Consider the following 15042-nt stretch of genomic DNA (forward strand, 5'->3'; position numbering starts at 1 on the left):
AGGTCCGCCACCTGCTAGAACGGGTAACCGCGTACCGGCGAATCGATCTTGGCAAGGTCGCCGCGAGATCCCCCGCAAGCGGGATGTCGGGAAATAGGCTAGATGGTTTACCTTCTTTCTTGAAAGCGATAACGAAAAGGCATCCGCTCCCACGGTCGGGGCGGATGCCTTTTCATGTCTTGTCCCAGATTTTCGGATCTGTGCAAGCGTAGCCAAACGGACAATAGCGGCTATATTGGCACGGCTCACTGGATCAGGGGAATGTGCTCTGATCGACTTGAATTGCACCCGGCGCGCAGCGATAAAGTCTCGCCGCACACCATTTCCGTTGAGCTGCCGCAGTTTGCCGAAAGGGCCTCCGATCTTGGCTGCCGCCGTCATGATTTCAATTTCCGTCGTGCTCTCCGTATTCGCCGCGGTGACGCTGTGGTGGACCATGCACGCCTGGCGTACGCCGGAGACGCTGGCCGCCACCCGGTTCGAGGAGCCGGACGGCGATCACCGGGTCACCTTCTCGCTGCTCGTCCCGGCCCGCCACGAACAGGCCGTGCTGGAACACACGGTGGAGCGGCTGCTGCGCTCCACCCACCAGGGCTACGAGATCATCCTGATCATCGGGCACGACGACCCGGAGACGGCCGCGGTGGCCCACCGGGTCGCGGCGAGCGCGCCGGACCGGATCCTGGTGGTCACCGACCACAACGAGGTGAAGAACAAGCCGCGGGCGCTGAACACCGCGCTGCCGTACGTACGCGGTGACGTGGTCGGCGTCTTCGACGCCGAGGACCAGGTCCACCCCGACCTGCTGGAACACGTCGACCACGCGTTCCGGGCCACCGGCGCCGACGTGGTGCAGGGCGGCGTGCAGCTGATCAACTTCCACTCCAGCTGGTACAGCCTGCACAACTGCCTGGAGTACTTCTTCTGGTTCCGCAGCCGGCTGCACCTGCACGCCGACAAGGGGTTCATCCCGCTCGGCGGCAACACCGTGTTCGTCCGCACCGACGTGCTGCGCACCGCCAACGGCTGGGACGGCACCTGCCTGGCCGAGGACTGCGACCTCGGGGTACGGCTGTCCAGCCGGGGCGCCAAGGTGGTCGTCGCCTACGAGGCGTCGCTGGTCACCCGGGAGGAGACGCCCGACTCGATCGGCAGCCTGCTCAAGCAGCGCACCCGGTGGAACCAGGGCTTCCTGCAGGTGCTGCGCAAGGGGGAGTGGCGCCGGCTACCGTCGTTCCGGCAGCGGCTGCTCGCCCGCTACACCCTCACCGGCCCGTTCCTGCAGGCGTTCTCCGGCCTGGCCATCCCGGTCGGGGTGGGCGCGGCGCTCTGGGCGGACCTGCCGGTCGGCATCGCCCTGGCCACCTTCGTGCCGGTGGTGCCGATGCTGGCCAACATCGTGTTCCAGACCGTCGGGCTGCGCGACTTCGGCCTGCAGTACAACCTCAGGATCGGCTTCCGGCACTATGCCTGGCTGACCCTCGGCGCCTTCCCGTACGCGTTGGTCCTGAGCGTGGCGGCGCTGCGCGCGGTGTGGCGTGAGTACACCGGCCGGCGCAACTGGGAGCTGACCGCGCACGTCGGCGCCCACCTGCACGGCAATGCCACGCCCGCCGAGGCCGGTGCCGCGGCGTGAGTCTTCTCCTGGACGCGGCTGACGACCGTACCCAAGCAATCGCCACCGCAACCGAACAACCCGCCCGGCGGCGACGCCGCGGCCGCAACCCCGAGACCTACCTGATGGTGACGGTGACCGCGCTGATCCTCACGGTCTACGCGCTCAACATCACCGGCTTCCCCGGCGCCAGCGACGACGAGGGCACCTACCTCGCGCAGGCCTGGGCGGTGGCGCACGGCCGGGGCCTGGCGCACTACACCTACTGGTACGACCATCCGCCGCTGGCGTGGATCCAGCTCGCCGCGCTGTCCTGGCTGCCCGGCGTGTTCGGGGTGCACAGCCCGGCCGTGGCCGCCGGGCGGATCGCCATGCTCCCCGTGATCGCGGCCAGCCTGATGCTGGTCTACACGATCTGCCGGCGGATGGGGATGGCCGTCTGGTCGGCCACCGCCGCACTGCTCATCTTCGGACTGTCCCCGCTGGCCGTCACCATGGACCGGGAGATCTACCTGGACAGTTTCGCGGTCGCCTGGATGCTCGGCGCGCTCGCCCTCGTCCTCTCCCCGCGCCGGCACCTGTGGCACGTCACCGCGGCCGGCGCGGCCACCGCGATCGCCGTGCTCAGCAAGGAGACCATGCTGGTCACCCTGCCCGCGGTGCTGGTCGCGCTCTGGCAGAACGCGGCGCGCAGTTCGACCCGGCCGTGGGCGATCGGCGGTTACGCCAGCGGGCTGGTGCTGGTCGGCGCGTTCTATCCGCTGTACGCCCTGCTGCGCGGCGAACTGTTCCCCGGACCCGGGCACGTCTCGCTGATCGGTGCCTGGCAGTTCCAGCTGGCCAACCGCTCGGGCTCGGGCAGCATCTTCACCACCGGATCCGGCGCCAACCAGCTGCTGCACTCGTGGTTGTTCTACGACCCCATCATTCTGATCGCCGGCCTGGTCGCGACCGTTGCGATCGTGGCGGTACGTCGTCTGCGGCCGCCCGCCGTGGCCGGACTGATCCTGACCCTCGTGGCGCTGCGGCCCGGCGGCTACCTGCCGGCCATGTACGTGGTGCAGATCCTGCCGTTCTTCGCGATCGCCATCGCCGGCGCCCTCGACCAGCTCGCGGTGCTGGCGCCGCGGCGCTGGATCCGGCCGGCCGCCCTGGCCGTACTCGCGCTGCTCGCCGCGGTCCTGGTGGTGCCGCGCTGGTGGACCGGGAACGAGCGGGCGCTGACCGCCGAGGACAACGCGGGGTACGCGGCGGCCGCCGACTACCTGCGCACCGCGGTGCTGGACCGGGCGCACACCACCGTGGTCGTCGACGACGTGCTGTGGCTCGACTGCGTGCGCGCCGGATATCAGCAGCAGAAGGTGATCTGGTTCTACAAGCTCGACCTGGACCCGGCGGTGAAGGCCACCCTGCCGCACGGATGGCACGACGTGGACTACATCGTCTCCACCCCGGCACTGCGGCAGGACCCGAGCGCGCTGCCGACCGTGAACACCCTGCTGACCCACTCGACAGTGGTCGCCGGGTTCGGCCCGGACGGCGGCCGGATCGAGGTCCGCCGGATCAACCGACAGGAGAACTCATGACCCCCGGCTCCCGGGCCCGCGCCATCGTCACCCCCGGTTCCCCGATCCGGGCCATCGTCACCCCCGGTTCCCCGATCCGGGCCACCGTCACACCCGGCGACAAGACCGTCCCGCTCGACCGGTATCGCAAGCCCGGGCGGACCCGGGCCGTGCTGCCCGGCGAGATCGGCGTGCCCGGCGCCCGCACCGCACTGCGGCAGAGCATCATCGTGCCGACGTACAACGAGCGGGACAACGTGCACGCGCTGCTCGACCGGCTCGCCGCGGCACTGCCGCACACCGAGACGGAGATCGTCTTCGTCGACGACAGCACCGACGACACCGTGGCCCTCCTGCGCGACCTGGCCCGCACCTACCCGATGCCGATCACCGTGCACCACCGCGACGACGGTGCGGGCGGCCTCGGCGGCGCGGTGGTCGAGGGCATGCGGATCGCCCGCGGCGAATGGATCGTGGTGATGGACGCCGATCTGCAGCATCCGCCGGAAATCGTGCCCGACCTGATCGCGGCCGGGATGCGCGACGGGGCCGACCTGGTGGTCGGCTCCCGGTACACCGCCGGCGGCAGCACCGGGGGACTGGCCGACGGATACCGCAAACTGGTGTCCCGCGGGTCGACGCTGCTGGTGAAGACCCTCTTCCGGAACAGCCTGCTGGCGGTCAGCGACCCGATGAGCGGGCTGTTCGCGATCCGGGCCAGCTCGCTCGACGCGGGGCGGCTGCGGCCGCTCGGATACAAGATCCTGCTCGAACTCATCGTGCGCAACCGGCCGGGACGCGTCGTGGAGGTGCCCTACACCTTCCAGGCCCGGTTCGCCGGCGAATCCAAGTCGACCGTGTCCGAGGGCCTGCGGTTCCTCAAACACGTCGGTCGGCTGCGACTGGGCGGCCGGCCCCGATGAACCCACCCACCGACCCGTTTGGGGCGTCCGTGACCCACCCGCACCGTCCACTGATGAGCCGGCGCAACCGGCTCCGCATCGCCCAGCTGATAGTTCTGGCCCTGGCGCTCTTCGTCGGCCTGCCTCAGCTGCCGGCCGGCGCCAGCGCCAACCTGGTCGGCAACCCCGGCCTGGAAGCTCTGGACAGCACCGGCTTCCCGGTCTGCTGGGAGAAGTCCGGCTGGGGCTCCAGCGGCTACAGCTTCGCCGTCTCGCACACCGCGCACAGCGGCGCCAACGCCATGCAGATCAGCATCAGCTCGGCCGGCTCCGGCGACCGCAAGGCGATGATGCTCGAAGACACCTCGTGCGCGCCCAACGTCACGCCGGGCCACCAGTACGATCTGTCCGCCTGGTACCAGACCAGCACCGCGAACACCGTGATGACGATGTTCCGGCACGACGTCGCACAGGGCTGGGTGTACTGGACCGACCTGGCCACCCTGCCGGTGACCACCGCCTGGACCCAGAAGACCGTGCGCACCCCGCAGGTGCCGGCCAACACCGACCAGATCGTCTGGGGGATCACCATCTACGGCGTCGGCACCCTGCTGACCGACGACTACCAGATGAACGACGCCACCCAGCCCGCCCCGGAACAGTCCTGCAGCGCCGGCGCCGCCTGCACCCAGGGCACCTGGGCGGTGATGCCGTTCAACTCGCCGGTCCGCAGCATCCACTCGGTGGTGCTGCGCAACGGGGACGTGCTGCTGGTCGCCGGCTCCGGCAACAACCCGGACGACTTCGCGGCCAAGACCTTCAAGACCGCCGTCTACCACCCGTCGAACGGCACCTTCACCACGGTGGCCACCCCGGCCGACCTGTTCTGCTCCGGGCACGTGCAACTGCCCGACGGCCGGGTGCTGGTGATGGGCGGCAACAAGGACTATCCGGCCGCCGACGGCAGCCACGGCTACGAAGGATTGAAGACCTCGTACGTCTTCGACCCGGCCACCAACGCCTACACCCGGGTCAACGACATGACCTCCGGATCGTGGTACCCGTCGGCCACCGAGATGGGCAACGGCGACATCATCTCGCTCGGCGGCCTCGGCGAGGACTCCTCCGGCACGGTCGCCACCCAGTACTTCGCCACCGCCCAACAGCGCTGGCTCGGACTCAACGAGGCACACCAGAGCTGGAACTTCTGGGGCCTGTACCCGTCGATGATCCTGATGCAGGACGGCCGGCTCTTCTACACCGGCAGCCACGTCTTCGGCAACGGCCTGCCCGGCACCGGCTCGTCGATCTACAACTACACCGCCAACACCATCACCCCGGTCGACGGCCTGCGCCAGAAGGACCAGCGCGACCAGTCGATGAGCGTGCTGCTGCCGCCCGCCCAGGACCAGAAGGTGCTGACCATGGGCGGCGGCAACATCGAGACCAACCCGGACGCGCACCGGCTCACCGACCTGATCGACCTCAAGCAGGCCAACCCGGTCTACACGGCCGGCCCGGCACTGCCCGGGGGCACCCTCACCGGCGGCGTCCCGGAGACCGGCACCCAGGGCAAGATGTACGTCTCCGCGGTGCTGCTGCCCGACGGCAAGGTCTTCGAGACCGGCGGCGGCCTGCACAACCGCGCCGACCCGGTGTACGAGGCGTCGATGTACAACCCGGCCACCAACACCTTCACCCCCGGCATGGCCACCGACCCGGTGCCGCGCACCTACCACTCGTCGGCGTTCCTGCTGCCCGACGGCCGGGTCATGGCGGTCGGCGACAACCCCGGCAACGGCACCTTCGACATGCGGATCTCGGTGTACTCCCCGCCCTACCTGGCCAACGGCGCGCGCCCGCACATCACCGCGATGCCCGACACCCAGTGGGCGTACGGCACCTCGCACACGATCACCGTCGACGCGCCGATCCTCAAGGCCGAACTGATCCGCCCGGCCGCGGTGACCCACTCCAGCGACCCGAACCAGCGGTTCGTCGACCTGCCGATGACGGTCACCGGCAACACCATCGGCCTGAACCTGACCAGCAACCCGAACCTGGCGCCGCCCGGCTGGTACATGCTGTTCGCGGTCGGCACCAACGGAGTCCCCTCAGTCGCGAAGTGGGTGCATGTCGGATGATCCGGATTCGATTCGCCGGAATCGCCGTGGCGGCCGCCGCGGTGTGCGGTGCGGCGGCCTGGACGGTCACCGGGTCACCCTCCTCCTTCGCGGGCTCGCCGGCATCTTTCGTCAGCCCGTCGGCCTCCTTCGCCGGCTCGCCGGACCCGGTCGGTGACGTGCCCGGGGCCGCCGCCCAGTCCGCTTCTCCGCAGCGCCGGGAGGAGAACACCTCCCGCTCCGGATCGGGCGCCCGGCCCCGGCCGCACGGGGCACCCGCGCCGTTCGTGCAGCAGTTCGCGGCCCAGCCCGGGCGGGCCCGGGTCCGCCCGCAGAAGTCGCCGAAGACGCCGGTCAAGGTGGCGCCGACGGTCGACGGCTGTGACCGGAACTATGGGACGCAGGCGCAGTGCATCCCGCTGGTCTACCCGACCGGGGTCACCGATCACTGTGCCTGGCTCGCGGCCCACGGTTTCACCCACATCAAGGTGGTGGGCAAGGACCGGCAGAAGCTCGACGCGGACGGCAACGGCACCGCCTGCGGCTGATTCCGGCGGAGTGGTACGGCGGCGGCCCTGCGGAAATCCGTAGGGCCGCCGTGCGCACCGAGGCCGACCCCTGGAAGCCCGTGGGTTCACCGGGCCCGCGCGCAAGGTCAGAACCGGTCACCACGGCGAAAGCGCGGTCCTACCTCGGACGGTCGACGTACATACCGGCACGGTGCTCGATCATCGAGAGAAGCTCACCCTACGTCCCTCGGCGATCCTGTCAGATGCGAGTCACAAGCCGCCCGGGTGCGAAGACAACCAGTCCTGATGCCGGTCCCGGAGAGCGTCACGCTCGGCCGTGGTGGACAGCATGACGTCCATGCCGCCGTCATAGGGGTGATACAGCCATCGCAAGCCGGGATCCGCGACCAGCACGTTGGCGATCACATCGTCAGCGACCCGACGCAACAACGGATCCAGGCACCCTACCGACCAGGACAGCCGGCTGACGTACAGGTGCATCCAGCTCTCGAACCCCGGCTCGTCGTCGATGCAGACGCTCGTCCAATACACGGCGCGTGGGTGCACGGCCAGGGTCTCCGGTGACCGGCATGGTTGCTGTGGCTGTGCGGTGTCGGAATAACCGGCAGTGGCCACCAGGACCGTCGGGCCGGTCACCAACTCGTCAAGGATGTTGTTGTGCCGGGCGAGGACCATCTCGTACTCGGCATCCGATCCGGGATAGCGCTTGGATCCGGGCAGAGTGTGAAACCGTATCCACCGGTCTCTGACATCGCGAAGCTCGTAAGGCAGCTTCGAACAGCCGGGCCACCGGTCGTCCCACAACATCGACAGCGCGGCGGTGTCCACTACGCCGGCGGCGGTCATCCCATCGCTCTTTCCTCCGAGCTGCATGCCGACTCTGGCGGCATCGGCCAGTCTATCGACCCTCGGCGCCGATGCGCCGGTTCACCGGGTCGGCGGGCGGGCGACCGGGCGATCAGACGGATCTGCTCCAGCTCTTCGCCGCCCGGTGTGGCGGCCCGGGCTTCCCGGCGTTCGATCGTCCGCCGTCGTGGCCTTCGCCCTCGTTCCCCCGGAGCCGCCGAGCAAGGTCGACGGTGGCGTGTGCGTGACCTCGAACCGCTCGCCGACCGCCGCATCGCCGTATCGCCGCGGGGCGATCCGGTCATCCGCGGGGGATGACGGAATCGGCGGGCCGCCGCGCCAGACTGAGCCGCCGCCGACAGTGGAGGACGGATCGGATGATCGGGCACCGCGCGAGGGTTTCGCTGATCGCCGGCGCGGTCGTCGTCGCCGGGTGCGCTGGCCGGAGGGAGCCGCTGCCGGGGCAGCCCGCCCGCCGGCGTCGCTGTCGCCGGCTGAGGTCGTCCAGCGCGGGTTGAGTGACGTCGAGCGGTCATGGACCGTCGCCGTCCTGATGCTTCCGGCCACTATTCGCAGGGGGACAGATGAGCACTGACGCCGACGCCGCGCTGTTCGGCAACCGGTTCGTGACGCAGGAGGTGCCGAGCCGGACGTTTCCGGACGAGGGTATGACGGCCACCGACGCCTTCCGGCTGGTCGCCGAGGAGATGGCGCTGGAGGGCGACCCGGCCCGGAACCTGGCCACCTTCGTCACGACCTGGATGGAGCCGGAGGCGCAGCGCCTGATCGCCGCCAACCTGCACCGCAACTTCATCGACCACGCCGAGTATCCGCTCACCGCGGAGATCGAGCAGCGCTGCATCCGGATGATCGCCGACCTCTTCCACGCTCCGGGCGAGACGACCGGCGCGCGCACCCAGGGCTCCTCCGAAGCGATCATGCTGGCCGGTCTGTCGCTCAAGTGGAACTGGCGCAAGCGGCGTGGTGACACCGGTTCCCCGAACCTGGTCTTCGGCGGCGACGTCCACGTGGTGTGGGAGAAGTTCTGCCGGTATTTCGACGTGGAGCCGCGGATCGTGCCGCTGCGGCCCGGCAGGTACACGATCGGGCCGGAGGATGTCGAACCCCACCTCGACGAGAACACGATCGGAGTCGCGGCCGTGCTGGGGACGACGTTCACCGGGCACAAGGACGACATCGCCGGCCTCAACCATCTGCTGCTACGGATCAGAGGCGAGCGCGGCCTGGACGTGCCGCTGCACGTCGACGCCGCCAGCGGCGGTTTCGTGTGGCCGTTCCTCTACCCGGACTCGCCGTGGGACTTCCGCCTCGAACAGGTGCGCTCGATCAACGTATCCGGGCACAAGTTCGGTCTGGTCTATCCGGGCATCGGCTGGCTGATCTTCCGGGAACGGGCGGATCTGGCCGAGGACCTCGTCTTCGAGGAGAACTATCTCGGCAAGACCGACAAGACGTTCACCCTCAACTTCTCCACGGGATCCGCGATGGTCCTCGCCCAGTACTACAACCTGGTCCGCTACGGCCGTGCCGGATACCGATACATCATGGCGAACATGCGGGCCAACGCCCGTACGCTCGGCGAGAAGCTGGCGGCGATGAACCGCTTCGAGCTGATCGGTGCGGACCAGGAGCAGCTTCCGCTGGTGGCGTTCCGCCTGGCCGCCGACAACGGATACGACGAGTTCGACCTGGCGTGGCAGTTGTCCGCCGAACGCGGCTGGATGGTGCCCGCCTACACCCTGCCGCCGAACGCCCAACACGTGACGATCATGCGGGCGCTGGTCAAGGAGACCATGACCCGTCAACATGTCGACCTGCTCGCCGAGGACATCGACGACGCCTGCGCCACGTTGGACAACAAGGGCGGCGCCCACGAGTCCGAACGCCGCAGAATCATCACCGGTCCGGGCCACTGACCGGCTGATCCCGCGCGATGCGCCGCGACCCGAGGGGCGCAGAGCCGACGACTCACCGGCCAACGGGAGTGCACGAGCGGAGCACAGGTCGAGGAAGACGTCGAAGACCTGGTCCGGGTGGCAGGATGGGCCGATGGTGTGGCTGGAGGATGCGGAGCTGTCGCCGGGGGCGGCGGGGCCGTTCGATCGGTGGCTGACGCCGCGGCGGGAGTTGTTCTGGCGGGTCGGTGACCGGGCGATCGATGGGCCGGTCGCCAAGCTCGGCGGGCAGCCGTTCTGGCTGGATGAGCCGTTCTGGCCGGTGTCCGGGACGTCCGGTGCGGCGATGACGTTCGTGGGGCAGTTCCCGCTGCCGGGGCCGGATACCCGGATGGCCTACCTGTTCCTCAGCGACGAGGACGGCACCTTCCTGGCGGAGGGTTGGGAGAACGCGCTGCTGGTCCAGCCGGGCGGGCGGGTGCCGGGGTTCGTGCGGGGGGAGGCGCGCCGGAGCGGGCCGTCGTTGTGGCGGCGGGGGGCGTCGTGGGAGGACCGCGTACCGGCTGAATTGTCTCTTGATCTTCGTGATCCGGATCCGGCCGACGCGGCGGCGTTCGAGCGGGCGGCGGCGTTCCAGCGGGCGGCCCGGGGTGGGCTGCCGGAGCCTGACGACGACGCGTACGTGGAGTGGCGCAGCTACGTGGGGGGCGAGCCGATCCTCTGGCAGCCGTGGACGTCCGAGGTGCTGGACGACAGCTGGCGGTTCTTCTTCCAGCTGGACGGGTCGGACGGCTGGGGTGGCAATCCGTTCACGCTGAACTTCGGCGGCGGGACCGGATACGCGTTCCTCAGTGAGGACCTGCGGGAGGGGCGCTTCTACTGGGACTGTGTCTGAGCGGCGAGCTCGTCGTCTGGCCGCGATCACCGGCCGGCGTGACGAGTAGGCGGTAGCCGGGGCGGTCCGGAAGCCGGTATGCCTCGGCAGCATATCGCTGGTCCCCAAGCAGCGGTCACGGTCGGGCCCTGGTCGCCGGCCGGTCGACGACCACGACGGGTCGTGCGGCATCTTGTTCGTCTTGTTCACCGGCATCCGCTGGGGAATGGCTGCTCAACGAGCTCGGCTTCGGCTGCGGCATGACCCGCTGCGTCCGGGCAGTCGGTGGCGGTTGCCAGGGGTGCGCACACTACGGACATGAGGAGTGCGGGCGTGGTGACAACAGTGATGATCGGCGTGGTGCCGGCCGCGCTTGCTGTGGTTCTCCTGGTTCGGCGGCGAGCGAGGGCGCCTCGCGAGGTTGCGGCGACGGCCCTGCGAGGCCTGGCGAAGAACCAGCGGCAGAGGAGGACCTCGCTCCGCGGGACCGGAAGCGGAGGCGACGACCACTGGGCGTCCACGATGCTCGCCACCAACCACGACGGGTCGGGCGGCCAATGGTGAGCCGAAGCGGTCGGCGCCGCGCTGCTGTCCTCCCGGTGTAGCGTCCTCTCGACAGCCGGGGCGGTGGGTGGCTGTGACCTTCAGGGAGCCATTGCTTCCGCCGACCCGGGGTGCCCCCGCCGTCTTTCACGATCGGTGCCCTGCTGGCTGCCCCGTGCCTCAACAGCTCAGATGAGAGATACGAGACAGCCTTTCGGCTGCTGAAGCCGCTACGGCCGCGCGTAGCCCGGCCAGCAGAACCTCATGCAGCCGCTGCCAGACGCCGGCGTTGTTCAGTCCCGCAGGCGCGCCGGCAGGTCATGCCGATGCGCCCGATCGGGTCAGGAGTTCCGAGTCAGGGTTCTGCCCGGTTCGCCGCGGTACGGGCAGCGGCCTTGGCGGTGTACATGGCCTCATCCGCAGCGCGGAGCAGCGCCTCCGGGTCGTAGCCGGCCTCGCCGGTGGTCGCCAGCCCGAAACTGGCACCGGCCGGCAGGCGGGTGCCGCCCAGCTCGAAGGGCGCCTCCAGCACGCGCCCCAGCCGATCGGCGACGGCGCGCGCCTCCGCCGGATCGGTCAGCGGCGCGCAGAGGACCACGAACTCGTCGCCGCCCAGCCGCGCGACCAGGTGGGCAGGACCGGCGGCCGCGGACAGCCGTGCGGCCATGGCGACGAGCAACGCGTCACCGACGTCATGGCCGTACGTATCGTTGACCGCTTTGAACTTGTCGAGATCCGCGAAGATCACTCCGACCGTGCCGCCGGTGCGTTCGGCATCGACCACCGCCTGCTCCAGGCGTTCCATGAACAGGGCACGGTTCGCCAGCCGGGTCAGCGTGTCGTGTTCCGCCTGTTCTCTGACCCGCTGGAACAGCAACGCCTTCGAGATCACCAGCGCGGCCAGATCTGCCAGGTGGCGTAGCAGCGCGTCGGCCTCACCGCCGGCCGGCGGCGCTCCGTGCACCGTCAGAGTTCCGACCTCACGGCCGCCGGCGTGGAGGCGCAGTGCGGTGGTGTCCGGACCATCGGCCTGGTCCGCGGCACTCGGGAGGACCTTCCCGGCGGACGCCGAGATCGGCTCCGGGTGATCCCCGTGCAGGGCGATCGTCACGTCGTCCACCGGAACCTCGGCGATCGTCATCCGGGCGACCGCGTGCAGGACTTCATCAAGATCGAGCATGCCGACCAGATTCGAGGTGAGATCATGCAGGCGGCGCAGCCGCTCCAGCTGCATGCGGGTACGCCGCTGCAGGCGCGTGTTGTCGACGGCGAGCGCCACCCGGCTGGCCACTGCGCGCAACTCGAGGGAGTCGGCTGCGTCGAACGGCGATTCGGAATGACGTATCAGCAGCATGTAGCCCAGGTTCTCCGCGCCACTGGCAAGGCGCGCCCAGGCGGCGTGCTGGACGCCGTCACGGTTGAGCCAGGCAGGCAACGGCACCTGGCCGGCCGGACCGGCCGTCACCGTCTCGCCGCGTCGCGTGGCCGCCAGGTCGGGCGGCAGCTCAGCGGCGTTGGCGGGCAGATCATGTGCCGGGATTCCCCAGCAGCCGGACAGCTCCACGCCATGGTCCGTGACCAGCCAGAAGAGCGCGACATCGGCGTTGAACAGCTCGGCCACCTCGCCGGCGGCGCGAGCGAAGATGTCGTCGACATCGGCCAGCTGGCCGAGCACGCTCACCACCTGTGCCAGGCGGGTGGCTCGCGATAACGCACGTGCGGAGGTGGCGTGCGAGGCGGCGATCTGTGTGCGCAGCTGCCGGACCTCCTCCTGCAGTCGGGCCAGCTCCGCGGAGTCTGCCGGTACAACGTCCGCCGGGATGGTGTCGGTCATCAGAACGCCAGCACCGAGACCGTTGCGTTGTGGAAACCGGAGGAGCCGGAGACCCTCGCGAACTCCCCGTAGGTGAACAGACCACCGGCCTGCGCCCCGGCCAACGCTGCTCGCACCGCACCGGCTTCGGCACCGACCCGCTCACTGAACAGGGCGGTGCGCGCGGTGCAGCTGAACACGAGCGCGCCCCTCGGTGACCCGGCAAGCTGGCCGACCGCCTCGGCGGTCGCCTGCCGGGCCGCGTCGATGAGCTCCTCGAAACTGCTCTCCATGACCTGTACGACCGCATAGTCACTGACGTAGCCGAACATGACGAGACCACCGTCCGGGGTGCAGTCCAGGATGTGGCGCACGTCGAACCGCCCGGAGGCGTTCGGCAATCCCAGGGGCCGGTCCATCACGAGACCCGCGAAGGACATGCCGGTGTCCTCACCGGTACCGCAGCCACGCATCGCGAGGTACGCCTCGCGGGCCGGCCGGCCGTCGATCTCGCGGATCACGTTGCCCTCCGCGCGCGTGACGATCATGGGCTCGCCAGTGGGCCGCCAGCCGTGCTGGACCGCCACACCGAGCGGAACGGGCGAGTTGATCCACACGGCGACCACCCCGTTGTGCAGCACGCGGCCCTCGCCGAGCTGGTACGTCCTGGCCATCCGCAACGGTTCTGCCGCCGCGCCGCCGACGATGGGCACCGTGGCGCCGGCGACCGCGTATGCCCCGCGCAGCACCTCACGCTGGTCGCCGGCGAGACCGTCGGAAAGGATCATCAGGACCGAATGCGGGTGCCGTACGCCGGCTTTCGCGCGAGCCGATTCCACCACCTGGCGGGTGACCCCGGCGATGTCATCGGCAAGCGGTTCGCCGGCGGCCACGCCGAACGACGCACCGTGGGCCGGGACGTAGACCGCGGTGCAACCGGCCGACACGTGCTCGGCCTCGGTGAACGATGCGAACGACGAGCAGCCGACCACCGTGGCATCGCCCGCCGCCGCCTCAGCCGCGGCAAGGACGATCGCGGGCTCCAGGTCGAAGGTCGGAAAGACGATGACGAGGTCACCGGCGGCCGGCACCCGGCCGCCGAGTGCCTGCAGCACCGACTCGGCGGCGGCTGTCGCCGCGTCACTCCCGCAACTGTGCCCCGACCCGATCGGAGCTGCTCGGGTAACGATTGCGCCCATTCGGAACTCCATCTTCGCGGGGGTTCTCTCCTGGAGCCCATCGGCAGGGCGGCCGCGAGTCTGAGAGATGGCCGAACCGGTGGTGACGCCCCGTGCACCCGGTTCCCGGCAACGACCTCACCTTCTACCGGGACTGTGCCTGCGTGACCGGCGCGCCGGTCAGCACCTCGGGGACGTCGCGGCGCCCGGTGAGCGGGCCGGTGGTGGTGCCGTAACCGACGCGCAGGGCCAGCTGGGGGTACCCGGTGCGGCCCAGGGAACGGCGGAGCTGGTCGCGGGCGGCGGGCACCTCGATCGGCTGCGAGATCAGCGAGGTGGCCAGGCCGGCGGCGGTGGCGGTGAGCAGCACCTTCTGCAGGGCCTGACCGGCGACGACCTGGTCGAGGCGGCGGTCGCCCGCGACGCCGAGGATGCCGATCAGCGGTTCGGGTTCGTAGTCGCGGCCGGGGGCGCGGTGCCGGTCGCTGAGGATGCGCTGGGGGAGCAGGTCCTGCGGTTCGGTGATCGGGGCGCCGGCGTGTGCGGGGATGCCGTCGGGGGCACTGCCGGCGTCGGTCCAGGCGATCATTTCGGCCTGGTACGCGGTGTCGCGGCGCAGGACGCGGTCGGCGCTGTGCGCGATCTGCGCGAAGCCGGCCAGGGCGGCCATGCCGACCAGCAGGTCGAGCCAGGCGTGTTCGCTGCGGGCCGCCTCGACCAGCCGGATCCGGGCGGTGGCCGGGACCGGGTCGGGCCAGAACGGGTTGCGGTGGCTGTGCCGGCGGGTGATGGCGGCGTGCAGGTCCTGCTCGGCGTATGTGGGCGGGCGCTCCCGGCCGGGGGTGAGCCGGGCGACCAGGTCGGGGCGGTCGCTGTCGGCGGTCAGCAGCACGTCGGCGGGGCGGCCGGCGACGGCCAGGGCCAGCCGGGCGTTGTAGGTGGCGGCGCCGCACGCGAGCCGGGCGGCCCAGCCCGCGGAATCGGCGACCCGCAGCTGGCGGGACGGGTCGGCGAGGATCTCGATGGCGCCGCCGGCCAGCCGGAACCGCCACGGCTGGCTGTTGTGCAGCGACGGTGCGCGGATGCCCGCGGCGGCGGCACGGTGCAGGTCGGTGTCGTCGTAGGTGGCCATGATCA

At 70.2% G+C, this 15042-nt stretch carries 11 protein-coding genes; 7 read left to right on the forward strand and 4 right to left on the reverse strand.

From position 1 onward, the window contains the following. The first annotated feature begins 397 nt into the window (after positions 1–397). From ACSP50_RS20170 to ACSP50_RS20190, 5 genes are read left to right on the forward strand one after another with little or no spacing between them, the layout of a single operon-like run. Complete coding sequence (locus ACSP50_RS20170) at positions 398–1636, forward strand: glycosyltransferase (protein ID WP_231956986.1); 1239 nt, start codon at positions 398–400, stop codon at positions 1634–1636. Beyond that, the gene (locus ACSP50_RS20175) at positions 1633–3201 is read left to right on the forward strand and encodes a glycosyltransferase family 39 protein (RefSeq protein ID WP_014691111.1); all 1569 of its coding nucleotides are present in this window, start codon (positions 1633–1635) and stop codon (positions 3199–3201) included. The genes ACSP50_RS20170 and ACSP50_RS20175 overlap by 4 nt, the downstream gene beginning before the upstream one ends. Then, complete coding sequence (locus ACSP50_RS20180) at positions 3198–4103, forward strand: polyprenol monophosphomannose synthase (protein WP_014691112.1); 906 nt, start codon at positions 3198–3200, stop codon at positions 4101–4103. The genes ACSP50_RS20175 and ACSP50_RS20180 overlap by 4 nt, the downstream gene beginning before the upstream one ends. A gap of 53 nt (positions 4104–4156) precedes the next feature. Then, on the forward strand, positions 4157–6226 hold the full coding sequence (locus ACSP50_RS20185; protein ID WP_099343820.1) for a galactose oxidase early set domain-containing protein: 2070 nt from the start codon (positions 4157–4159) through the stop codon (positions 6224–6226). After that, entirely contained in the window at positions 6223–6753 is a 531-nt protein-coding gene (locus ACSP50_RS20190; RefSeq protein ID WP_014691114.1) for a hypothetical protein, read from the forward strand. Before ACSP50_RS20185 ends, ACSP50_RS20190 begins: the two co-directional genes overlap by 4 nt. A gap of 231 nt (positions 6754–6984) precedes the next feature. Here ACSP50_RS20190 and ACSP50_RS20195 read toward each other — a convergent pair whose 3' ends face one another. Next, entirely contained in the window at positions 6985–7581 is a 597-nt protein-coding gene (locus ACSP50_RS20195; RefSeq protein ID WP_043511785.1) for a hypothetical protein, read from the reverse strand. Between the two features lie 584 nt (positions 7582–8165). Here ACSP50_RS20195 and ACSP50_RS20200 point away from each other — a divergent pair. Beyond that, entirely contained in the window at positions 8166–9518 is a 1353-nt protein-coding gene (locus ACSP50_RS20200) for a glutamate decarboxylase (protein WP_014691116.1), read from the forward strand. A gap of 133 nt (positions 9519–9651) precedes the next feature. Further along, positions 9652–10392 (forward strand): hypothetical protein, encoded by a 741-nt coding sequence (locus ACSP50_RS20205; RefSeq protein WP_014691117.1) that lies wholly within the window; start codon positions 9652–9654, stop codon positions 10390–10392. A gap of 877 nt (positions 10393–11269) precedes the next feature. Here ACSP50_RS20205 and ACSP50_RS20215 read toward each other — a convergent pair. The 3 genes from ACSP50_RS20215 to ACSP50_RS20225 all read right to left on the reverse strand — a co-directional run bounded on the left by ACSP50_RS20215 (position 11270) and on the right by ACSP50_RS20225 (position 15037). Continuing rightward, a complete protein-coding gene (locus ACSP50_RS20215) occupies positions 11270–12748 on the reverse strand; it encodes a sensor domain-containing diguanylate cyclase (RefSeq protein ID WP_014691119.1) in 1479 nt (492 codons plus the stop codon). Further along, positions 12748–13926: an FIST signal transduction protein gene (locus ACSP50_RS20220; protein WP_014691120.1), complete on the reverse strand. Its 1179-nt coding sequence runs from the start codon at positions 13924–13926 to the stop codon at positions 12748–12750. The genes ACSP50_RS20215 and ACSP50_RS20220 overlap by 1 nt, the downstream gene beginning before the upstream one ends. A 124-nt stretch (positions 13927–14050) precedes the next feature. Next, positions 14051–15037: a nitroreductase gene (locus ACSP50_RS20225; RefSeq protein ID WP_014691121.1), complete on the reverse strand. Its 987-nt coding sequence runs from the start codon at positions 15035–15037 to the stop codon at positions 14051–14053. Positions 15038–15042: the final 5 nt, after the last annotated feature.

The sequence above is a fragment of the Actinoplanes sp. SE50/110 genome (assembly GCF_900119315.1).
Lineage (GTDB): Bacteria > Actinomycetota > Actinomycetes > Mycobacteriales > Micromonosporaceae > Actinoplanes.

Bases quoted from the DNA above. Each gene is read 5' to 3' on its own strand.
- ACSP50_RS20180 (WP_014691112.1), top strand. From the start codon at position 3,198: ATGACCCCCGGCTCCCGGGCCCGCGCCATCGTCACCCCCGGTTCCCCG.
- ACSP50_RS20185 (WP_099343820.1), top strand. From the start codon at position 4,157: ATGAGCCGGCGCAACCGGCTCCGCATCGCCCAGCTGATAGTTCTGGCC.
- ACSP50_RS20190 (WP_014691114.1), top strand. From the start codon at position 6,223: ATGATCCGGATTCGATTCGCCGGAATCGCCGTGGCGGCCGCCGCGGTG.
- ACSP50_RS20195 (WP_043511785.1), bottom strand. From the start codon at position 7,581: ATGACCGCCGCCGGCGTAGTGGACACCGCCGCGCTGTCGATGTTGTGG.
- ACSP50_RS20200 (WP_014691116.1), top strand. From the start codon at position 8,166: ATGAGCACTGACGCCGACGCCGCGCTGTTCGGCAACCGGTTCGTGACG.
- ACSP50_RS20205 (WP_014691117.1), top strand. From the start codon at position 9,652: ATGGTGTGGCTGGAGGATGCGGAGCTGTCGCCGGGGGCGGCGGGGCCG.
- ACSP50_RS20215 (WP_014691119.1), bottom strand. From the start codon at position 12,748: ATGACCGACACCATCCCGGCGGACGTTGTACCGGCAGACTCCGCGGAG.
- ACSP50_RS20220 (WP_014691120.1), bottom strand. From the start codon at position 13,926: ATGGGCGCAATCGTTACCCGAGCAGCTCCGATCGGGTCGGGGCACAGT.
- ACSP50_RS20225 (WP_014691121.1), bottom strand. From the start codon at position 15,037: ATGGCCACCTACGACGACACCGACCTGCACCGTGCCGCCGCCGCGGGC.